Below are 22,191 nucleotides of genomic sequence, written 5' to 3' on the forward strand. Positions count from 1 at the left end.
GTAATACATGGAATAACCGAGTAGCAGCACGCCCTCGTGGCACTTGGCGGAACTTCACGAGACACTGCGGATCGGTGACCGACCGACAGGTCTACTACCAGTCCCGCGAGGTGCCAAAACCATGTATATGCGCCAGAACGTTCACGACCAGTCCGGCTCCCCGCTGGCGAAGACCAGCGGCAGTCATGCGCGGCATTCCATAAGAGCCTTCCGCAGGCGCGGCGTCACGTCCATCGTAGTGCTGCTCATGATGTTCGTCGCGATCACCCTCATGCTCAGCCTCGCTGGCATGGCCATGGGCTCGCTCAAGCGGTCGACCAACGAGAAGGGCAGCATGCTCTCGCTGCAGGTCGCGCAGACGATCATGGAGTACATGGTCGCTCAGAGCTATGAAGAGGTGAAGGACGAGAACGGCAACTTCTATCCGGAAGCGTTCGACATGACCGACCTTGCGAACGATCTTACACCGGGCGCCACGGCGATCCTGACCGTGCAACCGATGAGCGTGCCGACTCGAGCTTGGTTTACCAGTACCGCCACTTACAGGGGCAAGACGTCCAGCATCCGGTCGCTGGTCACAACCAAGGATGTTTCGATTTGGAACAACGCGATCTTCGCGGGAACCGGTGCTGGCGGTCGATCGATCGAGGGCAACGTCGACATCCGCGGCGGCGTTCACATACTCGGCGACGGTGAGCCGTTCTCCGACCTGAACGGCAACGGACAGTGGGACGGCGAAGAGGTTTACGACGACGTCAATGGCAACGGCGTCTGGGATCCAGGCGAGCCTTGGGCCGATGCGAACGGCGACGGCGTGTGGAACTCGGCAGAGCCTTACGACGACACGAACTGGAACGGATTTTACGATCCGCCGATCGCAACCACCGACTTCAGCGGCAACATGTCCGGCGGCGCTTTGATCGGCAACAACTACTCTGGCATGCCGGTCGAGCTCGAGGCACTGATACCGGCGCTCCAAATCATCAACGGTCAGGAAACCCTGGAGGCCGACCTGAGGATCAAGCACGGCTTGATGGGCCTCAGCGGCACCGCGACTGCCGGACAGAACTACGACCCCGACGGCGGCACCAGCAAAGGAGCGCTGGCCGGAGTCTACGTCAGCGACGGATTCGGCGGAAACCAGGGCGCGAGCAGCGTCTTCAGCGACAACGGTTCAGGGCACGGCTACGATCTCGGCCACCTAGGAATCGTGTTTCCGTATATCGAGGGGCTGTGGGCGCCTGAGTTCATGGACGAGTTCGGCGTGCTTTGGGACAACCAAAAGCTGTACCTCGACAATCGCTCGATGACGATCCCGCTTGACGAAATCGACGGCTCAACTGAGGCGTTCTCCTACGGGCCGGATCTGTACGGCAATTCAATCACATATATGCCTGGAAGCGGAAACGGCAACAATGTTACACCTGGTAGGTTGGATATCAACGGCATCATCAAGATAGATGGCAATTTCGAGATCGACGGGCTCGCCGGACTGCGCTACACTGGTTCCGGTACGTTTTACGTAACCCGGGACGTGTACATCGGCAACGACATTTTGCCCGAGGTTGGCTATGTGTTCCCGACAGATACAAGCCTCGGCATCATCGCTGGAAGAAATATGAATCTCGCCACAGGCAATGGAGATTCGCAGCTGTCGATGGCAGGAGCTTTTTACGCGCAAGGCACAGTGAGGAGCCCGAAGCAGAACAACATCCTGGGAACGTTCGTTGCGAACTTCTTCGATATGGGCAAGAACGTACCGAATATCTGGCAGGTGCCGACCCTGGTGGACAACATGCCGCCAGGGATGCCCGGTGACGTGCAGTTCATCACGATCAAGCTGAAGAACTGGCGCGAGCGAAAAGGAGATTAGCCTTTCACGTCTCGCAGACTGGAGCGGGCTCTTCCACAACGGATGAGCCCGCTCTGTTATGTCGCAAGGGTACGATCATAGGGTGACATCGAGCCCCTCCTTCGCCCTCGGCCTCGACTTCGGCACCGGTAGCGTCCGCGCTCTGATCGTCGACTGTCACGATGGTTCGGAGGCCGGCGTTGGGGCGTGCGATTTCCCGCAAGGTGAGGGTGGCGTTCTCGTCTCCGATGACCCGAACCTCGCACGGCAAGACCCGCGCGATTGGTTTCTAGGTGCGAGCAAGGCCATTTACGCTGCGATCGCGTCGTCTGGAGTAAATCCTACGGCGATCGTTGGGATCGGGCTCGATGCGACGGCATCGACACCAGTGCCGGTCGACGCCGGGTGTAGGCCGCTCTGTTTCGACGCGAAGTTCTCGGACGACTTGGCAGCCTTTGCCTGGCTGTGGAAAGACCATACGTCTCACGCCGAGGCCGCTGAAATCACTGCGCTCGCCATGGCTGAGGGGCGACCTTACTTGGCTAAGTTCGGTGGGGCGTATTCATCCGAGTGGTTCTGGTCCAAGGCGCTTCACTGTGCGCGGACTTCACCAGTCGTGTTCGACGCCAGCGCGACTTGGCTGGAAGAGACGGACCTCATAGCCGCACATCTTTGTGGCATCGACGTTCCTGCTTCGGTAAAGCGATCCGCGTGCGCGGCGGGGCACAAGGCCATGTTCAATCCGCAATGGGGCGGTTATCCAGACCGTGAGTTCCTCAGCGGCCTCGACCCCCGGCTCGCGCGCTTGCACGACAGCATGACGGGCGGTGTCTTCGCTTGCGACGTAGCCGCTGGCGGAGTTTCTGGTGCCTGCGCAGCAGAAACGGGGATTCCGAAAGATACGCCGGTCGCTGTCGGGATCATTGATGCGCACGCAGGCGCTGTTGGTAGCGGCATCGTGGCAGGGACGATGGTCAAGATTCTGGGGACTAGCTCATGCGACATCCTCGTGGGGCCGAGCGATGGATCGGTCCCGGATATCGAAGGCGTTGCGGGGGTTGCTCACGACTCCGTCATTCCGGGAATGCTGGGGATCGAGGCCGGCCAGGCGGCGGTGGGAGACCTGTTCGACTGGTACGCCCGGTCTTGTGGCATGCGGCACGACGATCTGACGGAGGCCGCCGCTCAGATTACGCCAGGCAGCAGCGGTCTGCTGGCGCTCGATTGGAACAACGGCAACCGGAACGTTCTTGCCGACCCTCTTCTGACAGGGCTCCTCGTCGGCCAGACGTTGCGCACGACCCCGGCGCAGATCTATCGCGCGCTCATCGAGTCCACTGCGTTCGGCGGGCTCAAGATCATTCAACAGATCGAGGAAGTCGGGGTGCCCGTTGAGCAGATGATCGTGTGTGGCGGCATCGCTGACAAGAACCCGCTCGTTCTGCAGATCTACGCCGACGTCTTGGGGCGGCCGATCAAGGTCAGTCGCAGCCAGGAGACATGTGCGCTTGGCGCGGCGATCTTCGGAGCGGTCGTAGGAGGTGCGCACTCTAACACAGATCTGGCGATCAAGGCGATGACGGGCAGCCCTCGCGAGATCTATCGGCCAGTCGAGGCGGCGCAAGAAACGTATCGAGAGCTGTATGCGCTTTACATCGACTTGCACGACGCGTTCGGTCGCCCGAAATCGGCAGGCAGCTTGCACCACGTGATGAAGCGGCTCATCGAGATTCGCCAGCGATCGCGTCCTGCCTGAGCCCGTGATCCGCCAGCACGAGCGCGACCATCGCCTCGACGATCGGCACGGCGCGGGGCAGGACGCACGGGTCGTGCCGCCCTCGGCCCTTGAGCGTAGTGTTCTCAAATTCGGTAGTCACCGTATCTTGCTCGTGCAGGATCGTTGCTGTCGGCTTGAACGCTGCGCGGAGCGTGATCGGCATTCCGTTGCTGATTCCGCCCTGGATCCCTCCGCTGAAGTTGGTCGTCGTGTACGCCGAAACCTGGTCGTCCGACCGAAACGGGTCGTTGTGTTCGCTGCCGGTCAGATCGGTGCCCGCAAATCCGCTCCCGACTTCAAACCCCTTGCACGCCGGTATGCTCAAGAGAGCCTTCGCAAGGTCCGCCTCCAGCTTGTCGAAAACCGGCTCGCCCCATCCCGCCGGTACGCCGCGAACGACGCAGGACACGATGCCTCCGACCGAGTCGCCCTTTTTTCGCACATCTTCGATCTTGGCGATCATCCTCTCGGCAATATTCGCGTCAGGACACCGCACGATCGTTGATTCGACGTCGGCCAGCTGCAAGGTCTCAAGATCGATGGTCGCCTCAACGTCGTGAACTTTGGTGACGCACGCCACGACCTCCACGTCCCATCGGCTTTTGAGAAGCGCTTTGGCGACCGCCCCAGCGGCGACTCGGCCAACGGTCTCGCGCGCAGATGCACGGCCGCCACCCGACCAAGCGCGCACGCCGTACTTCATGTCGTACGTAAAGTCGGCGTGCGACGGTCGATACTTGGTCCGCATCTCCTCGTAGTCGCGTGAGCGTGAATCCGAGTTGCGGACCAGCATGGCGATCGGCGTGCCGAGAGTTACGCCGTCGAGAAGTCCGCTGAGAACCTCCACTTCGTCCAGCTCTTTGCGCTGTGTGGTAATCGAGCTTTGCCCTGGTCGCCTGCGGTCCAGCTCGGCTTGTATTTGACCAAGCTCCAGCGGCAGGCGGGGCGGGCAGCCGTCAACGACGACCCCGACCGCGGGACCGTGGGACTCACCGAAGGTCGTGACGCGAAAGACCGTGCCGAAGGTGCTGGACATTCACGTTCGAGTCTACCGACTAAGCGATAGAATCGACGCGCCGGGCCAGCTCAAAGTCGTAACTGGTGAGCCCGCCGGCATCGTGCGTCAGCACGGAAACCCGGACCTTTTGGTACCCGATCAGCAGGTCCGGATGGTGGTTCAGCCCGTCGGCTGTGTGTCCGACCGCCGAACCGAACACGACGCCTGCAGCATAGGAGCCGAATGAGAACTCCTTGGTCAGCATCCCGTCAACGACGCTCCAGCCGTCGAGCTGCGCGACCCGGTTTTTGATCTCATCGTCGGGGAGTCTTTCATAGGACAAATCTGACATGATGGAGAGAGGATACCAAGCAAAGGATGTTCAGAGACCGCATCGACGCTGGCGAACAGCTCGCTGGACTTCTCGAAGAGTATAAAGGACGTTCGACTCTTGTGCTTGGTCTGCCCAAAGGCGGAGTCCCGGTGGCGGCGGAGGTAGCGCGGTTCTTGGATGCAGAGCTCGACGTTCTGGTCGCTCGGAAAGTCGGAGCCCCGCAACAAAGGGAGTTCGCGATCGGCGCTGTCTCCGAGCACTGCGCCGAAGTGCGCGACGAAGAGGCGCTCAAAGGCCTTGGTCTGAGCGAAGACGACTGGGAGAGGCAGAAGGCCCGCACGCTCGCGGAGATGCAAAGCCAGATCGAGCTTTTTCGAGGAGGGCGCGAACTGCCTTGTCTAACGGATCGTACCGTCATCGTCGTCGATGACGGGCTTGCGACTGGCAGGACGGCCCAGGCCGCAGTGCGGGCGGTCGCCGGCAGAGGGGCGCAAAAGCTCGTTTTCGCGGCTCCGGTCGCGTCCGTCGTCGGCAGGAAGCGGATCGAGAGGGAGGAGGGAGTGGACGAAGTCGTGACGGTGTCAGTGCCGTTCGTGTTCTACGCCGTAGGGCAGTTCTATCGCCGTTTCCGCCCTGTCGAAGCCGACGAGGTCGTTGACGTTCTCGAACGGTTTCGCAACGCCCGATGCTGATCCGTCGAGCATCTTGGCAGAGGTCACAAGCTAGGCCAGCGACCAACGTATACTGTGAGCCAGATTCGCGCCGCGTCGCCAAGGCGAAACGTACCCTGGCAGCCGGACGAGGAAATCCAGCAATGAGTTCTCCCAGCGTCACCGAAGGCGAAGTAGGTTTCCAGGCCGCCAAGTCAGTCAGCCGCAACCTAACGACAGCAGAGCTCGTCGAGCACGCGATCAAGAACGGCGACGGGGTGCTCTCGGCAGGCGGAGCGCTCGTCGCGTACACGGGAAAGTACACAGGGAGAACTCCCAAGGACAAGCGCGTCGTCCGCGACGAGTCGACGGAAGACAACGTCTGGTGGGACAACAACGCCGAGATAACGCCAGAGGAGTTCGACACGATCTTGGGCCAGGTCAACAGTGCCTTGCCCAATAAGAACATCTATATCGTCGACGCGTGGGGCGGAGCGGACCCAGACCACAGGATCGCCGTTCGGATCATCGTCGAGAACGCCTATCACGCGCTGTTCATCAAGTCGCTCTTGATACGGCCCACAGATGAAGAGCTTGCCGACTTTAGTCCTGAGTGGACGATCGTCGACCTCGGGTCTGAGACGTACAAGCGCACAGTAGACGGTGTCGAGCGGGACGCGATGATCGCCCTCGACTTCGCACGCAAGACCGTCGTCATCCTCGGCACGATGTACGCGGGCGAGATGAAGAAGAGCGTCTTTACGATCCTCAACTACCTCTTGCCGCTCAAGGGCGTCATGAGCATGCACTGCTCTGCCAACATCGGCCAAGCCGGAGACACGGCGCTGTTCTTCGGGCTGTCGGGGACCGGCAAGACGACCTTGTCGGCCGACCCGGACCGCAGGCTGATCGGAGACGACGAGCACGGTTGGACCGACAAAGGCGTCTTCAACTTCGAAGGCGGGTGCTACGCCAAGTGCATCAAGCTCAGCAAGGAGGGCGAGCCGGAGATCTACAACGCGATCAAGTTTGGATCGGTGCTGGAGAACGTCGTGCTGGACGACCAAAAGAGGCCGGACTACGACGACGGGTCGATTACGGAGAACACGCGCTGCGCCTATCCGCTAGAGCACATCGAGGGCGCTGTCCTACCGAGCGTCGGCGGCCACCCGAAGAACATCATCTTTCTCACCGCGGACGCGTTCGGCGTTCTTCCGCCGATCTCCAAGCTGACGCCGGAACAGGCGATGTTCCACTTCCTGAACGGATACACCGCCAAGGTCGCGGGCACCGAAGCCGGAGTGACCGAGCCGCAGGCGACGTTCTCGACGTGCTTTGGCCAGCCGTTCCTGCCGTTGCGGCCGAAAGTCTACGCGGAGCTGCTCAAGAAGAAGATTGCCGAGCACCGCGCTAGCGTATGGCTGGTCAACACGGGCTGGACGGGAGGCCCGTACGGCGTCGGCAGCCGAATGAGCCTTGCCTACACTAGGGCCATGGTCAACGCTGCGCTCAGCGGCGCTCTGGCCAGCGTCGAGTACGAGGTTGATCCGATCTTTGGGCTGTCCGTGCCGACGACGTGCCCCGAAGTGCCGACCGAAGTTCTGATGCCGCGAAACACGTGGTCCGATGGCGATGCTTACGATCTGAAGGCCAAAGAGCTGCAATCGATGTTCGACGAGAACTTCGAAAAGTACTCTTAGCGCGTTTGCCACAGGTCGAGCAAGTCCGGCGAGAGGTGTTTGACCTCTGCCTGTTCCGGATGCAACAACCCGCGGTGGCCGTCTACGTAAATCATGTTCAGCCCTTGCCCATGCCTGCCTTTCACGTCTGCGCCGAGGTATCCAGATGTTCCGGCGGCGCGAAACGCCAGTCGCGTCACCCACTGCGTCGTTGAGTCGAAGCCGAAGTTGCCCGTGTTATAAGCGACAGAAAAGGCGTCAAACGGCACTTCGACGCCCGTACTCGTCGTGTACGGAACTGGGTTGAACGTGTCTCCCGCCCCATAGTTTGACGTCTCGACGAAGAGCAGCGTCTCATTCGTCGCAGCGAGCAGCAAGGGCTGCTTTGTGGACATCGCGGAGTACATGCCGTACGTCAGCTCCATCGGCCCGTCGCTCGCAGATAGGTCGATGGCTTTCATCGTCTCTTCGTCCGTCGCCGACGGACATCGGAACTCAGTTCTCGAGTTCGTGTAGTCGGCCAGCACAGATGCCCAAACCTGCGGCAGCCCGTCGTACAGCGCGGGAGAGCCGCCGCTACCGACTGCATACAGCGGAGGCAGCCGGTCGCCGTTCTGTGCGGCGTAAAGCAAGGTAGCTTGGCCGATATCTTTGAGGTATGTGGAGCAGACGTGCTTGTCCCTCTGCTCGGCAAACGCCTTGTATACCGGATAGCTGATGACGAGAAAGGTGACGATTATGACGGCGATCCACTTGACGTCCTTGCGGGACGTGTATCCGCTACCGCGGCTCTTTGAGCTGTCCGGCTCGTCAGCGTCGTAGTTCGGGATGCTGAACGGGATCATGTAAAACCTGCATCCCGCTCGTTAAGAAGAGAGCAGTTCGAACTCCTTCAAGGTCTTTTCGAGCGACGCAGAGTCAACGACTAGGTCGTAGTTTTCCGCCTCCCAAACCGGGATCGTTCCGAGGCGAATACTGTCGTTGGACAGGCCGTGGCCGAAGTTGAAAAGAGCGGCGAGCTCTTCGTCGGTGAACGCATCTCCAGTCAGCTTCTGCAATTCATCTATCAGCGCCGGAATCTTCGTCCAGCGCTCTTTGACACGTTGTCGAAACGCGGTGAGAAACCGCTTTTGTCTCTGCTGGCGCTGAAAATCGCTGTCCTTGCGGTACCGAACGTATCCCATCGCCTCGTAGCCGTTCAGCAGCTGCTTGCCTTTCGCCAATTCTATGTGCAAGTTGCCGACGTCGTCGTGGTAGTTGAGAGCCTTCGTCACGTTCACCTCGACCCCGCCGAGCATATCCACGATCCTTTGGAATCCGCTGTAGCTAACGACAATCGTCCGGTCGACGCGCACTCCGATCAAGCTCTCGACTGCTTTTGCGGCAAGCTCCGCGCCACCGATCGCGTGGAACGCGTTGATCCTGAGCGGAGTGGAGTACCCCTCCGGCGTTGCGAGGGTGTCCCTGGGGATCGACACGCCCGTGATTCTATTGTTCTCGAAGTCCAGCCTGGCGAGCAGGATCATGTCGCTTCTGACGCGAGAGTTCTCTAATACGGTGCCGTCCGAGTTCCTGTTTTCATCAACGCCGAGGATTAGCAGGTTCATGGCACCGGCGGAGAATACGTGTTCCGGCGGCTCGCTGGCGCCAAAAACTCGTCCAAGGAAAACTTCTCTGGCTATTGGGCTCTGATTGATCCAGCCAAAGCCTATCGAAACGACCAGCACCGCCAGAACGAACAGCCCGTAGCCCGCCCAACTCAGGACGGCCTTCCAGGGTAAGTCGCTCTTTGGCCAGCTAAATTTCAAGTCGTTTCCAATCCGTAGTATTGCGACGTGCGACGGTCGAACTCGATATCTTCAACGCCGCAGTCGAGCCGATGGTTCAATGAACTACGTTTTCGGGTCGTTCAACATTGATTGTCGGTCGAACCATCTCAGTTCTTGGACGGGTCTGACAAGCAAGTCGTTTCGCCAGATTCTGGCACCTGGCCGGTTTCTGCGGCGTACACTATGCGAGCACCTGTCATGCGAGCAAAACGTGCGTTCACTTTGATCGAGCTGCTGGTCGTCATCGCGATCATCGCGATTCTGGCAGCGATCCTGTTTCCCGTGTATGCGAGGGCCAAGGCTGCGGCCAAGCAGACCGCCTGTATGAGCAACCTAAAGCAGGTTGGCACGGCGATCCTGCTGTACATGGCGGACTACGACGACCTGTTTCCAAACGCAGTGGATGCGGCGGACAAGCTCCACCCGGAGATCTGGGCGGCTCACCCCGACTTCATGGCGCTAATTCCGGATATGCCGATGATGCACGAGCTTTTGCAGGGCTATCTCAGAAATTACGAGGTCTTTCAATGTCCATCGGACGTTGGATCGCAAGTGCTCGACACGCACCCGGACATGACGTTTCCCGCGAGCCCGACCATGTACGCGCAGTACGGCCTCAGCTACATGTACCGGACGGAAATCACGTTTCGGCGTCTGAGCCAGACCCAGTTGGAAGATGTCGCCGGGGTGAATGTGCTGTTTGACGGCGGCGGACATTGGCATCCGAATAAAGCAGCGCTTATGATCGACGATGGGAATGCGCTCGTCGAAAGCAAGCTGCACGACTATCGGTACAACATTCTTTACGGCGACATGCACGTCAGGTCCGTTCGGTATGACGCTCTCCAGCAGGCCTGGGCAACACCGCTTTGACACTTCGACCGTACGGCATCGTAATCGATGGACGCCTTGAGCTCGGCCTCGAGGTCGTGATCGACGAGTCTGGCACGATCGACGAGCTGAGGCCGCACAACGGCGCCCCCGAGCCGTACGTCTTGTCGCCCGCGTTCGTAAACGCGCATTCACACTTCGAATACCGGGGCTTGCTCGGCCAGATCGACGAGAGTTCCTATTTTGATTGGATCGCGGCGTTGACAAGGCTGAAGCGCGGGCAGGACCTTAAAGCTGTTCGCGAAGACTGTCTGCTGGCGGCTGCCGAAAACAGATCGACCGGGGTTGGATTTGTATGCGAGCACTCCGACCGGCCGTTTTCAGGCGAGGCGCTGGCGTCGTCTGGTCCAGAGGGGATCATTTTTCAGGAGGTGATAACATTCGGCGACCAAGGAGACCCGGCGCGAAAGTTGGAGGCGGTCGCTGAAAACGTTCGTAAGAACGCGGTCTTGTTCAAGGGTGAGATACACATGAGTCCCCACGCGCCGTGGTCGGTCGATCCCGCGACGCTCCAGACTCTTGCAGAGGCCGGCGGGCGCATCAGCATCCACGTTGCGGAATCGGTGCACGAGAACGACTACTTCCGCTTCGGCAGAGGACCGATCGCCGAGCTTTGCGCCGACGCCGGGATGGAGCACCCACAGGGTGTGCGCGTGGTTTCTCTATTGTCGGATCTCGGCTTTATGAGGCCGGGCGTACAGTTCGTGCATGCCTGCGACGTTGATCACGACGAGGTCGCCCTCATTGCCGAATCGAGCGTGACCGTCGCGCACTGCCCGCGCTCGAACGAGGCGCTGAACTGCCCTCGCGCGCCGGTTCGCGAACTGCTGGACGCTGGCGTTTCCGTCGGCCTCGGCCTCGACTCGGCGGCCAGTTCGGGGAGTATCGACATGTTCGCCGAGATGCGAGCGGCCGTAGACGTTGCTGCGGAGCGAGGCGGGCCGCTGACGCCGGAAGAGGTTTGGAGAATGGCCACATGCATGGGTGCGGAGTCAGTCTGGCTCGAAGGCTGGGATATCGCGGTCGGGCAGGCGGCTCCACTGATCAAGATCCTTGTCGAGGACGCGGAGCATATCGGAGATTTGATCGCCGAGGGTGCGCCGGATCGTATCGAATGGGTGAGCACGGGCATTCGCAATTAGATCAGCTTTGGGCAGTCGTCCGGTCGATTCCGGCTGGTCGCGTCGCGAGCTATGGGGCGGTCGGACGCGCGCTGGAGAATCCCGCGTCCGGGTTCATGGTGGGGCGGTGGATGGCGAGCTGTCCGGAGGACGGGGTTCCGTGGTGGCGGGTCGTGAACAAGCGCGGTGAGCTGCCGATCGCCAAGCGCGATCCTCGCATGGCCCTGGATCAGCGCGCGCGTTTGGAGGCCGAATGCGTGGCGTTCGACGGCGATTTCATCGTGCAGTCGGCTTTTTGGGAGCCGTAAGGGTCTAGGGTCAAGGGTCGATTGGGAAATGTCGCAGCGGGCATGAGAGTCCGGTTTGGGAGTGCGCGGTCCTTCGTCAGGCTCAGGAGACCGCGCTTTGCGTTCGCGCGGCTTGACGCGCGCGGTGTCGCAGGAGCGGCACGCCCCCTCCGGGGCACGGCCCCCTCCTAACCTCCCCCGGCCACGGCATTTTGTCGGCTGGCGGAGTCCGAATGAGCCGGGAGAGGGATTGAGAATCGCACGGACAAACCCTCCGGGCCTGACCGTGGCACGCTAACCTCGATTTCATCGGTTGATTTCTCAGTGGATTTGGCTCAATAGCTTGAACCCCTCACCCTAACCCTCTCCCCCAAGGGGAGAGGGTGCCGCCGACAGTTGGACTCGCACCTCTCACCTCGAACCGCGTACCTCGCACCTCAGTCCTAGTCGTCGTCAGCGGCCTCTGGCTCGACCTCTTCGTACCGCTCGTACAGGTCGTCCTCTTCGGCCTTGATGTCCGGATTCAAAGTCTGTATGACGCGCGCGGTCACGGCGTCGCCGGTGATGTTGACCACCGTGCGCATCATGTCGAGCGGTCGGTCGATCGCCCAGAGGAACGAGATCTTCGTCACTGGAAGGCCGACGGCGCTCAGAACGACGGTCATCGTCACGAGTCCGGCGGATGGAATCCCTGCCGCGCCCATAGCGGCCACGATGCTCGTAAGCGCAACGGTCACCTGACCTCCGAGGCCGAGGCTGTGGCCGAAGGCTTGGGCGAAGAACAGCACTGCGATCGCCTCGAAAAGCGCCGTGCCATCCATGTTCAGCGTTGCGCCGACAGGAAGAACGAAGTTGCTGATGCGCTTGGACACACCGGTCTTGGCGACGCAGGTCATCGTTACCGGCAGCGTCGCGCTGGAGCTGCTTGATCCGAACGCGGTCGCGAGGGCAGGACTGAAATGCCTCAGGAACGTGAACGGATTGTATTTTCCGACCGTTTTGACCATGATCATCAGGAAGATGAAGTGGGTGGCGAGGCTGAGGGTGAGAGTGAGAGCGAACAGTCCAAGCCCCTTCGATATGATGCCCAGATATCCGAAGTCCTGCGTGCCGATCGACTCGGCGATCAGGCAGCCGACGCCGATCGGCGCCATCGTCAACACCCATCCGATGAGCATGTATATGATGTCGTTCAGCCCCTCGAAGAAGTTGAACACCGGCGCCACGCGGCGCTTGCCGAGCTTGAGCATCGCCAGCGCGAATATGATGATGAAGAACAGGATTGCGACGATGTCCCCCCTTGCGATCGCGTCGATCGGGTTCGTCGGGATCGTCTTGAGGATCATGTCCGCTGGACTCATGCTGGCGATCGCGATTTCGCCGGCGTCTTCGCTCCACGCTTCGATCAACGGTTCGCCCGGATTGATGAGGTTGACGTAGGTCACTCCGATAGCGACGGCGACCAGCATCGTGCCGACGTACCAGAGCGCCGCCTGCTTGCCTAGCCGTCCGAGCTTCTTGATGTTCCCGAGGCTGGCGATGCCGATCAACACGGTCGCGATGATCAGCGGGATGACGAGCATCTTCAACATACGGATGAAGATTTGACCGACGATGTAGACGATCTCTGTGGCACCAGGCCGCACGACCACCTTGTCTCGTTTCGTGACCTCGGCGGACTCGAACGTTACGCCGGCTGATCGACTCAGCTCGGCCTGCGCGTTCTCCAGCGACTTGCCGATGACTGTTACCGGGCTGGCAAACGCAATCTCGTACGACGGGTAGTCATCTCTCTCTTCGGCCTCTACTACTGTCGCGGTCGATGGTTCCGTGCCCTTGGGGTCGTCGGCAGCCGTGGTGATCTTTACGTTGACGTACGTGCCGTCGCTGAGCGTGGCGCGCAGGACGTCGCCGGGTTGGACGCCTACCGGAACGATCAGCGTAAGCGCCAGTCCGAGACCGATGCCGAGGACGATGCCGATCATGACTTTGAGGCCAAAACGCTTGTCGTGCATACCGTGTTCCTGTGAGCTGGGAGGCTGGACGTATCCTACCAGGCGCGGTCAGGCGTTCGCATATCGCTGAACCAGCGCAGGCCACGAAGATTCTTCGATCGCCTGGCGGATTTCCTGCATCAGACGGGCGTAGAACGCCAGGTTGTGCAACGTAGCCAGCCGTTGGGCGAGCGGCTCGTCGATGTTGAACAGGTGCCTCAAGTATGCGGCCGAGTACCGTTCGGTAGCAGGGAAGACCGAATCGGGATCGACGGGGCCGTCGTGGTCGGCCCACTTGGCAGCTGCGATGTTCACGCGGCCCTGAAGGGTGTAGAGGCAGTGGTGACGCGCCAGCCTCGTCGGCAGTACGCAGTCGAACATGTCGATTCCGCAGGCGACCGCGTGAATGATATCTTGCGGGTGTCCGACGCCCATCAAGTACCGGGCCTTGTCGGGCGGCAGCAGCGGGGCGGTGTATTCGACGACCGGGCGTTGCAGGTCGGTTGACTCCCCGACCGACACGCCGCCGATCGCGAAGCCATCGAAGTCCATGGCGCAGACTGCGTCAACGGATCGACGCCGCAAGTCTTCGTGGACGCCGCCCTGCAGGATGCCGAAAACCGCTTGCCCGTCGCATCGCGATTCAAGGCATCGAGCTGCCCAATCGTGCGTTCGCTCCATCGCGCGCCCAACCTCGGATTTGTCGCACGGGTGCGACGGGCACTCGTCGAGCGCCATGCAGATGTCCACTCCAAGCCGCGCCTGTATTTCAATCGCGCGCTCGGGCGTCAGGAACATCTCGTTGCCGTCGAGGTGCGAGCGAAACCGCACGCCTTCGTCGCTGATCTTCCGGCTCTTGGCGAGACTCATGACCTGGTACCCGCCGGAGTCCGTCAGTATGGGGCGCTCCCAACTCATGAACTTGTGAAGCCCGCCGAGTCGTTCGATCCTCTCCGACCCAGGCCGAAGCTCCAGGTGGTAAGTGTTGGCGAGCAGCATGCCGAAGCCGAGACGCTCAACGTCGCCAGAGTCGATCGTCTTCACCGCGCCGCTAGTCGCCACCGGCAAGAAGCAAGGTGTATCGACAGCGCCATGTGGCGTGTGCAGTCGCCCGAGCCTAGCCCTGGTCTGCTCGCCTGCCTTGATCAGTTCGTACTTCACCATTGCGCGTCTTCGCCCACCATGACCGATGGGACTTTACCGAAAATGGGTTCAGGTACGCTCCGAACTCCTCAGATGTCCGCCAGTTACCCCACCGTCGTGATCGTCGGGCGCCCGAACGTCGGCAAGAGCACGCTGTTCAATCGAATGGCGGGGCGGCGCATCGCCGTGATCGACGACAAGCCTGGGATCACGAGGGACCGGCTTTACGCCGAGTGCGATCACCACGGACGCCAGTATCAGCTAGTCGATACAGGCGGAATCCTCTTCGGGGACGACGACCCTCTTGTAGAGCAGATTCGCGTCCAGGTCGAGGTTGCTCTCAGCGACGCGGACATCGTTCTGTTCATGGTCGACGCCGACACGGGTATTGCCCCGGCAGACTGGGACCTGGCGGAGCGTTTGCGCGGTTTTGACCGGCAGATCATAGTCGTCGTGAACAAGGTCGACAGCGAGGGAAGGGAGGACCTCGTACACGAGTTCCATGCGCTCGGATTTGAGAACCTCGTCGGGATCAGCTCGATCCACGGTCGCGGCGTGGACGACTTGCTCACCTCTATCGTCGAAGGTTTGCCGAAGATCGGCGAGCACGCGGAGAGCACCGCGCTACGGCTGGCGATCATCGGCCGGCCCAATGTCGGTAAGTCTTCGATCCTGAACGCTTTGGCGGGGGAAGATCGAGTTATCGTCAGCGAGATTCCGGGAACGACCCGCGACGCGATCGACATGGACATAGTACACAAAGGGCAGGCGTTTCGGCTGATCGATACAGCTGGGATTCGGCGGAAGGGGAAGATCCAGGGAAGCATCGAGTACTACATGGTGCTGCGCGCGACACGGGCTCTTGCGCGCGCGGACTGCGCTCTGGTCTTGATCGACGGCAAAGACGGGTTGACGGACGGCGACAAGCGCGTGGCGAAGATCTCGCACGACCTGGGCAAGCCGTGCGTCTTCGCAGTGAACAAGTGGGACTTGGTGGAGCCTCCGACGGGCGATCTTGGCAAGCGCACAGCCATCAAGAAAGACTTCATCAGGATTATCAGGGAGGAGGCGCCGGAGATGTCGTACGTGCCCATACGGTTCACGAGCGCCAAGGAGGAGACCGGCCTCGACGGCATCATGAAGGCCGTAACAAAAGCGATCGAGAACTGGTCTACGCGCATTCCGACCGGCAAGCTGAACCGCATCATCCAGGACGCGCTGTACGAGAAGCCGCTGACGCGCAAAGGCCGCACGGTCAAGGTGTTCTACGCGACGCAGCCCGAAGAGCGTCCACCTGTGTTCGTGCTGTTCTGCAACGATACCGAGCTGATGCACTTTTCGTACGTGCGGTTTATCGAGAACCGGATTCGGGAGGAGTACCCTATGGTTGGAACTCCGATCAGGCTCGTCACCAGGTCCAGCAGGGAAAGGGACTGACCGAGCCGGAACTAGCCTGGCCAGGTACAATTTTCGCCGAGAACAACCCTAATTCAGGAGGGGCATTTGCTGCCAGAAGACACCAAACAGGAAAGTAATCAAGCCGCCAAGCCAGACGAAGCAGAAACTAAAGAGCCTGCGACCGCTGAGCCGGAACCTGCGGTAGATCCGAACGTTGCGCTGATCGAGCAGCTGACCGGCGAGTGCGACTCTTTGAAGGACGAGCTGCTGCGGACGATGGCCGAAGCCCAGAACATCCAAAAGCGTTTGCGCGAGCAGCATCGGCAGGCGCTTCAGTTCGCGAGCGAGCCGCTGGTCCAGCAGATACTGCCAGTGCTGGACGATCTAGAGCGGGCTTTGGCAGCGCAAAAGGGTGGCGCGTCGGATAAAAACCTTCGCCGGGGCTTTGAGCAGATCGAACGGCAGTTGCGCAAGGCGCTGAAGACGGTAAACGTCGAGAAGTTGAACGTGCTTGGCAAAAAGTTTGACCCGAACATGCATGAAGCGGTGACGACGATCGACTCGGACGAGCACGAAGACGAAACCGTGGCCGCTGAAATTCAACCGGGGTACAAAATGCTGGATCGCGTGATTCGACCGGCAAAGGTTCAGGTCGTCAAGAAGCAGTGAAGCGCGAGCATTTTGGTACCGATGGAGTGCGAGGCGTCGCCAACGAAAAGCTGACGCCCGAGTTCTGTATGCGACTGGGTCGCGCAGCCGGACGCTGGCTGCTCGAGCAAGGCGGTGAGCCGAGAGCTGTGATCGGGAGGGACACGCGCAGGAGCGGGCCGATGTTGGGCGCGTCGTTCGCAGCTGGGCTCTGTGCCGTCGGCGTGGACGTCGAGGCGCTCGGTGTCGTTCCTACCGGGTGCATCAGTTACGTCGCCCGCACGCAGGGGTTCGGCCTGGGCGGCGTGATCAGCGCCAGCCACAACCCTGCGCCTGACAACGGAATCAAGCTGATGGGCTGTGACGGTCGCAAGTTGTCAGAAGAAGCGGAACTGCGAATCGAACGGTTCATGGACGCGGACGGTCTGCCGTGTCCGACCGGCGGAGGCGTCGGTTGGCTCAACGCCTCCGCAGAACTGACCGCCGCGTATTCAGAGTTCCTGATCGGGCTGCTGCCCGAGCGGCTGGACGGGATGAAACTGGCGGTCGATACCGCGAACGGCGCCGCTTACGCCATGGCGCCCAAGATGCTCAGAGAGCTTGGCGCCGAGGTTGTGACCTTGGGAGATGAGCCTGACGGCATGAACATCAATCGGGAGTGCGGGGCGACGAGTCCAGAAGCTGTACAGAAGCTCGTCTGCGATACCGGTGCGGACCTGGGAATCTCGTTTGACGGCGACGCCGACAGGGCCGTCTTTTGCGACGAGACCGGTCGGCTGATCAACGGCGATCGGACGATGGCGATCTGGTGCGTTCACTGGGGCGATTCCAGCCGGTTCGATCCAAAGGTCGTCGTCGGCACCGTGATGAGCAACGGGGGCTTCGAGCAGTACCTGAACGCTTCAGGCATCCAGCTCGTGCGCACCCCGGTCGGCGACAAGCATATCGGCGCTCGATTGGTCGAACTCGGCGGCAAGATCGGCGGTGAGCAGAGCGGTCACATCATTTTTTCCGAACACGCGCCAACGGGAGATGGGCTCGTTACCGCGCTCGAACTTCTGAGAGTCATCCGGCGCGAGGGGCGTCCAGCATCGTCATACGTCGCAGCGTTCGACAATTGGCCGCAAACCTTGATCAACGTCGCGGTCGACAACTGCGGCGATTGGGAGTCGCGTCCGGAAATTGTAGACGCTCTCAGTAGAGCCGAGGAGGCGCTTGCCGGCAGAGGGCGCGTCGTCGTGCGGGCTAGCGGCACACAGCCGTTGATACGTGTAATGGTCGAGGCGGACGACGCCGCGCTGAGGGACAGCGAGGCATCGAGAATCGTCGCCGCGCTGAAGTCTGCGCTGAACGGCAGCGTCTACAGCCAAGTGGATCTCACTCATGCTTTGGGCGATTGACGTTGGCAATACTCAGACCGTCGTCGGATTGCACGACGGGTCAGGCTGGAAGCACGTTTGGCGAGTCCAGACGCAGCGCGAAGGCACGGAGGACGAATTCGGCTCGACCATGCACAGCTTGTGCTCGCTATCCGGAGTTGCGTTCGAAGCGGATGGCCTGGTAGCGGCGTCCGTCGTTCCTGCTCTTGATCGCACGCTGGAGCGGTTTGCCGAGCGTTGGCTCAAGGCTCCTATTCGGATGCTTAGCTCTGGGGAGCAGGTCGGTCTGCCGGTGGATTACTCGCCGGAACACGCGGTCGGCGCTGACCGCATCGCCAACGCGATCGCGGCTCTTGAAATCAGCGATCCGCCTGTCGTCGTCGTCGACTTCGGCACTGCGACGACGATCGACTGCGTCGATGCGACCGGCTGTTACGCGGGCGGTGCGATTCTGGCAGGCGTCGATGTCTCGGCCGGTGCGCTAGCAGCGCATACGGCGAAGTTGCCAGAGATCGACTTGCGTGCGCCGAGCACCGTAATCGGCAAGAATACAAGGCACTCGCTACAGTCTGGAATCATGCTCGGTCACGCGGGCGCAGTGAACAGCTTGGTGCGGCGGACGGTCGATGAGCTGGGCGGCACAGCGAAAGTCATCGGCACGGGAGGGCATTGTGAGGCGTTCCGAGACCTGTGTCCCACGATCGATCTAATCGTGCCGAACCTAACTCTTGACGGGCTCGTCATCGCTTGGCACAGGCTCGGGTTCGACTAGCTCTTCGACCGGTTCGCCGAGTGCCAGCTTCTTGAGCATCTCCTCAAATCTAGCAGGCTCTTTCACCAACTTCTGGCCGAAGAACGTCGTGCCCATATTGAACGCGATCCCGCTCACGCCGGCGCGTCGAGAGTACTTGCTGATCTTGCCGGCGATGATCCAGTCCGCCGCCTTTTCCATATTCGGCTCAGGCACGATATAGCGAGAAATCGTGCGAAGCCAGCGGTCGATCGGATGGATGTAGATTCTGTCAGCGGGTTCGACGGACTGCTCAAGGTCGAAGATGTAGACGATGTCCCGCATGAACGTCGATGTGCTCTTCGGTCCTACGCCTCTGATGTCGACGATACGCTCGAAGCAAGGCTCAATTCGCCGCGTCTTCCGAACGCGTTCGACCAGCCAGGTCGTGAGGCTTCCAGAGCCGTTGTCTCGATAAATCTCCTGGGACAGCTCAAGCATTCCCTGTAGCAATCCACGGTTCTGCGCTTCGTTCGGCTTGCGTCGGTTCTCCTGGCAGATTGCCTCAAAGTGCTCCCAAAGCTGTTCGCCGCCGTCGAGTTCTAGCACGGCGGAGTACTCTTGGTCGCCCTGAAGGCGGCCGAGGGCTTCGAACGCGAAATTAGCGAGCGTCTCTCGATCCTTCCCTCGTCTAGCGAAAGCGTAGTGGCAAAAGAAGACGACCAGGCTTGCGCGTGCGGTCACGATCTTCTCCGCTATTTCGTCGATGTCTATCTCCTCGCTCTCGCAATCGAGCAGCCGCTGCAAGTGAGGATACAGAAATTCGTCTGCATACCGAACGCTGAACTCGTCAGCCAAGCGCTTGAAAACACGCACCGAATGTGGATCCAGTGGGGGCACTGGAGCCCTTTGTCGCCCTGATTGATTCATTTATGGTTCAGTATACGGTACTTCTAAAATCTTGCGTCAGTCGCTAGATTTATGAGGACCGGAAGCGTTGGCGTCTGTTGGCTGCCTCCGCCCGTCGTTCCTACACCGCCACTCCGAATACTATTATATACTTGCCAAGCGAATTCAGTGATAGGCACTTGGTTGGATCGGAACTCGAAAAGGATGCTGGCAAACGCCCGGCTGTACAGGCCGATTTCCTTTCCGCCCTCGATGATTCCAAAGACTTCTTCTCCACCGATCGTTGCTTGGCTTTGCGCAATTGCCCCCACCATCGGAATCTCCATTCCGAAAAACCTGCCGTCGACTTTCTTTCGGCTGGCTTCGCTGAAGGCGAAGATTCGCGCGCCCCTCGCCAAGAACATTCCGTACACATCGCTGACGGCAACCATGTTGCTCGTCGCCAGCGGAGACTCGGCGTCGACGCCAGCATAGTAATCCTTGCCTCCGACATTGAAGCCGGCCCCGGTGAAATAGATCAGCACGGTGCCGTCGTTGCCGATGCGCTCGGCAAGCGCTTCAGCGCTGACGCGAATCTGATTGGCGGTCGCGTTCATGACGATGTCGACGTTCGCCTCGTCATAACCGGCGTGCTGGACGAGCGCTTCGCGGATCAGCAGTGCATTTGCGCCGGCGAAAGATAACTTGTGTTCCTCCATGCGGCTTTCAGAGTTGCCGATGATCAGCGCAAACTTCGTCGGCACCACTTGAACGCGCCCAGCAAGCGTATCTTCAGTCCCTGACAGCTGCGCTGCCCCGATGTTCGTTGACACCCGGCCCCCGGTTCCCAGGTCAGCAGCGGAAATAACGCGAGTGGGGGGCGAACTACGACCGGAGGTCGCACCGGACTTTGTCGGGGTCAGTGCGGTGATCGCTGCGACTTCCTCCGGAGATACAAAGCTGGTGTCGACCTTCCAGGTCAAGGAATCGCGCATCGCGATGAACGTGGCTTCAAGAACGTCCAATCGAGCCACGTCGCGGACTTCGGAGTAAATCCTGGTGAGGAAGTAGTACGTTTGCGGGCTGTGTTGGTTTTTGGCCAACAACACCTCCAACTCTTCGCCCATCTTCGCCAGCAGCTGTCGGCCGTTGTCGCCTGCTACTTTGAGCCCTTGTCGATACCCGCAGTAAGCCGCGCCGAAGTTTGGCGAATACGGCGAGCCATCGCGCCAACGCTTAGGAGCCGGAACTGGGCTTGGCAGGGTCGTCGGCCTCGATTGGTCCTCGGGGCGCAGTGCCACCGCCGCAAGGAACGACTCGCGCGCGGAGGTCCAGTCCCCGCGTCCGGCTGACTGCAGAGCTGACTCGTAGTGGTCGCTCCAGGCCTGGCCTAGAGCAAGGCCGGAGGCGCTGGCCAGAGCGAGGATGCAGAGGAGGCGTCTCATTATCTGCTCCCCGTTATGATCGTGAGCGAAAGCGCTAAGTCGATTTGATTTCCGTCAACGGGCTTCGCCAAGCTCAAGTCCACCGAATAGTCGCCTCCGATCGGCCTGTAGCCGATGCCGAAATTGAGTGTGTTGCGATTGTTGAAACCGTCACCGCCATCGGAAATGATCGAAACGCCGAACCGGATCGGAACCTGCGCCCCCCACCGGTGCATCATGTATTCGAAGCCACCGCCGTACGTAGCGTGGTCTTTTCGCGAAAGGATACCGCTCGAATCGCCGCCAAAGAAGTAGTTGGCTTGAAGGCCGTACAAGACGTAATTCAGAGAATTCGAACTGTCAGTTCGCACTGCGAAACCGATAGAGGCGCGTCCCGGAATCCGTGAGTAGTACGGATCGAGTACGCTGCTCCCAGACAGTTCGATCGGCGTTTGTATGCTGAGTCCAATCGACGAATTGGAGCTTCCGCCAGGTGAAAACTGTACGCCCGCAACGGCACCGATCCCCGTACTGTTGCCGGTGTTGTCGGCCAAGACAGAGCCCACAAACGTGTTCCCGTTGAAAATGTCGTACGCGAGATCGTTCTTCACGTACTGGTTTGCAACCACGAGCCCAAAACCCACGTTGGTCGTGCCGTTGCCGAGCGTTCTGCCCCAAGAGATCGTGAACAGATCGGTTTGTGCCTTCATCAATTCGTTGTAATTGCGAATCGTCAGTGCGCCGTCAGCCAGGCCAGTTCCCGAACGACGATCATGGATGAAGCCTGACCGCGTATAGCTGATTCCCAAGGTGCCGTTCCCCAGCGGAGCCGCGTAGCCCAAATGGGTCAGGGCGTTGGCGCCTCCGGTCAATGAGGTATCGAATATCGGGTCGGCAAAATCGCCGGACACTCCGTTGACCGAATTCGGCAGGTTGCGGTACGCGATGCCGAACGTCGTCGTTCGTATGTACCCCAAGCCCGCAGGGTTCGCATTGATGGACCACGTGTTGGCATCCGTTACGTAGGTGCCGCCACCGAGACCCATAGCTCGCCCACCTGTGTCGAGCGCCGTCATCAGGTCGGGGATTTGAGCGCTCACGTTGCCCGTCAATGCCGCGACCGCCATCGTGATTGCGAAAAGCTTCCGTGCGTTTAACTCCATACTTCGT

20 protein-coding genes are annotated in these 22,191 nt (G+C 60.4%); 11 read left to right on the forward strand and 9 right to left on the reverse strand.

Annotated features, from left to right (window positions below; genetic code table 11):
* Positions 1-127: 127 nt before the first annotated feature.
* Complete coding sequence (locus tag IH944_04080) at positions 128-1,873, forward strand: hypothetical protein (protein ID MCH7903728.1); 1,746 nt, start codon at positions 128-130, stop codon at positions 1,871-1,873.
* Between the two features lie 58 nt (positions 1,874-1,931).
* The gene (locus tag IH944_04085) at positions 1,932-3,608 is read left to right on the forward strand and encodes a ribulokinase (GenBank protein MCH7903729.1); all 1,677 of its coding nucleotides are present in this window, start codon (positions 1,932-1,934) and stop codon (positions 3,606-3,608) included.
* Here IH944_04085 and aroC read toward each other — a convergent pair.
* Both aroC and IH944_04095 read right to left on the reverse strand, forming a co-directional pair.
* On the reverse strand, positions 3,574-4,665 hold the full coding sequence (gene aroC, locus IH944_04090; GenBank protein MCH7903730.1) for a chorismate synthase: 1,092 nt from the start codon (positions 4,663-4,665) through the stop codon (positions 3,574-3,576). The genes IH944_04085 and aroC overlap by 35 nt on opposite strands.
* A gap of 19 nt (positions 4,666-4,684) precedes the next feature.
* The gene (locus IH944_04095) at positions 4,685-4,978 is read right to left on the reverse strand and encodes a 4a-hydroxytetrahydrobiopterin dehydratase (protein ID MCH7903731.1); all 294 of its coding nucleotides are present in this window, start codon (positions 4,976-4,978) and stop codon (positions 4,685-4,687) included.
* 26 nt (positions 4,979-5,004) lie between these two features.
* Here IH944_04095 and IH944_04100 point away from each other — a divergent pair, with 26 nt between their 5' ends.
* Together IH944_04100 and pckA are read left to right on the forward strand one after the other, a co-directional pair.
* Positions 5,005-5,652, forward strand: coding sequence for a phosphoribosyltransferase (locus IH944_04100; protein ID MCH7903732.1), 648 nt, complete (start codon positions 5,005-5,007; stop codon positions 5,650-5,652).
* 122 nt (positions 5,653-5,774) lie between these two features.
* A complete protein-coding gene (gene pckA / locus IH944_04105) occupies positions 5,775-7,310 on the forward strand; it encodes a phosphoenolpyruvate carboxykinase (ATP) (GenBank protein MCH7903733.1) in 1,536 nt (511 codons plus the stop codon).
* On the opposite strand, the gene IH944_04110 is transcribed toward pckA, so the two are convergent.
* Together IH944_04110 and IH944_04115 are read right to left on the reverse strand one after the other, a co-directional pair.
* A complete protein-coding gene (locus tag IH944_04110; protein ID MCH7903734.1) occupies positions 7,307-8,134 on the reverse strand; it encodes a hypothetical protein in 828 nt (275 codons plus the stop codon). The genes pckA and IH944_04110 overlap by 4 nt on opposite strands.
* A 21-nt stretch (positions 8,135-8,155) precedes the next feature.
* Positions 8,156-9,097, reverse strand: coding sequence for an LCP family protein (locus IH944_04115; protein ID MCH7903735.1), 942 nt, complete (start codon positions 9,095-9,097; stop codon positions 8,156-8,158).
* 219 nt (positions 9,098-9,316) lie between these two features.
* Here IH944_04115 and IH944_04120 point away from each other — a divergent pair, with 219 nt between their 5' ends.
* From IH944_04120 to IH944_04130, 3 genes are read left to right on the forward strand one after another with little or no spacing between them, the layout of a single operon-like run.
* Positions 9,317-9,991: a prepilin-type N-terminal cleavage/methylation domain-containing protein gene (locus tag IH944_04120; GenBank protein ID MCH7903736.1), complete on the forward strand. Its 675-nt coding sequence runs from the start codon at positions 9,317-9,319 to the stop codon at positions 9,989-9,991.
* Positions 9,988-11,151 (forward strand): amidohydrolase family protein, encoded by a 1,164-nt coding sequence (locus IH944_04125; GenBank protein MCH7903737.1) that lies wholly within the window; start codon positions 9,988-9,990, stop codon positions 11,149-11,151. The genes IH944_04120 and IH944_04125 overlap by 4 nt, the downstream gene beginning before the upstream one ends.
* Positions 11,124-11,438, forward strand: a complete 315-nt coding sequence (locus IH944_04130; protein ID MCH7903738.1) for an MGMT family protein — start codon at positions 11,124-11,126, stop codon at positions 11,436-11,438. The genes IH944_04125 and IH944_04130 overlap by 28 nt, the downstream gene beginning before the upstream one ends.
* 422 nt (positions 11,439-11,860) lie before the next feature.
* Here the strand turns inward: IH944_04130 and IH944_04135 are convergent, their stop codons facing one another.
* Both IH944_04135 and tgt read right to left on the reverse strand, forming a co-directional pair.
* On the reverse strand, positions 11,861-13,432 hold the full coding sequence (locus IH944_04135) for a dicarboxylate/amino acid:cation symporter (GenBank protein ID MCH7903739.1): 1,572 nt from the start codon (positions 13,430-13,432) through the stop codon (positions 11,861-11,863).
* Between the two features lie 48 nt (positions 13,433-13,480).
* Positions 13,481-14,575: a tRNA guanosine(34) transglycosylase Tgt gene (tgt, locus tag IH944_04140; protein ID MCH7903740.1), complete on the reverse strand. Its 1,095-nt coding sequence runs from the start codon at positions 14,573-14,575 to the stop codon at positions 13,481-13,483.
* A 72-nt stretch (positions 14,576-14,647) separates the two neighbouring features.
* On the opposite strand from tgt, the gene der reads away from it, so the two are divergent.
* From der to IH944_04160, 4 genes are all read left to right on the forward strand, one after another.
* Positions 14,648-15,991: a ribosome biogenesis GTPase Der gene (gene der, locus IH944_04145; GenBank protein MCH7903741.1), complete on the forward strand. Its 1,344-nt coding sequence runs from the start codon at positions 14,648-14,650 to the stop codon at positions 15,989-15,991.
* A gap of 66 nt (positions 15,992-16,057) precedes the next feature.
* Positions 16,058-16,621 (forward strand): nucleotide exchange factor GrpE, encoded by a 564-nt coding sequence (gene grpE, locus IH944_04150; protein MCH7903742.1) that lies wholly within the window; start codon positions 16,058-16,060, stop codon positions 16,619-16,621.
* Positions 16,618-18,000: a phosphoglucosamine mutase gene (gene glmM, locus IH944_04155; protein MCH7903743.1), complete on the forward strand. Its 1,383-nt coding sequence runs from the start codon at positions 16,618-16,620 to the stop codon at positions 17,998-18,000. The genes grpE and glmM overlap by 4 nt, the downstream gene beginning before the upstream one ends.
* A complete protein-coding gene (locus IH944_04160; GenBank protein ID MCH7903744.1) occupies positions 17,984-18,751 on the forward strand; it encodes a type III pantothenate kinase in 768 nt (255 codons plus the stop codon). The genes glmM and IH944_04160 overlap by 17 nt, the downstream gene beginning before the upstream one ends.
* On the opposite strand, the gene IH944_04165 is transcribed toward IH944_04160, so the two are convergent.
* From IH944_04165 to IH944_04175, 3 genes are read right to left on the reverse strand one after another with little or no spacing between them, the layout of a single operon-like run.
* Positions 18,701-19,639: a hypothetical protein gene (locus IH944_04165; GenBank protein MCH7903745.1), complete on the reverse strand. Its 939-nt coding sequence runs from the start codon at positions 19,637-19,639 to the stop codon at positions 18,701-18,703. The genes IH944_04160 and IH944_04165 overlap by 51 nt on opposite strands.
* Positions 19,640-19,662: 23 nt before the next feature.
* A complete protein-coding gene (locus tag IH944_04170) occupies positions 19,663-21,042 on the reverse strand; it encodes a caspase family protein (GenBank protein MCH7903746.1) in 1,380 nt (459 codons plus the stop codon).
* On the reverse strand, positions 21,042-22,184 hold the full coding sequence (locus IH944_04175; GenBank protein ID MCH7903747.1) for a hypothetical protein: 1,143 nt from the start codon (positions 22,182-22,184) through the stop codon (positions 21,042-21,044). The genes IH944_04170 and IH944_04175 overlap by 1 nt, the downstream gene beginning before the upstream one ends.
* Positions 22,185-22,191: the final 7 nt, after the last annotated feature.

Source organism: Armatimonadota bacterium, assembly GCA_022563855.1.
Classification (GTDB): Bacteria; Armatimonadota; Fimbriimonadia; order Fimbriimonadales; family Fimbriimonadaceae; genus JADFMN01.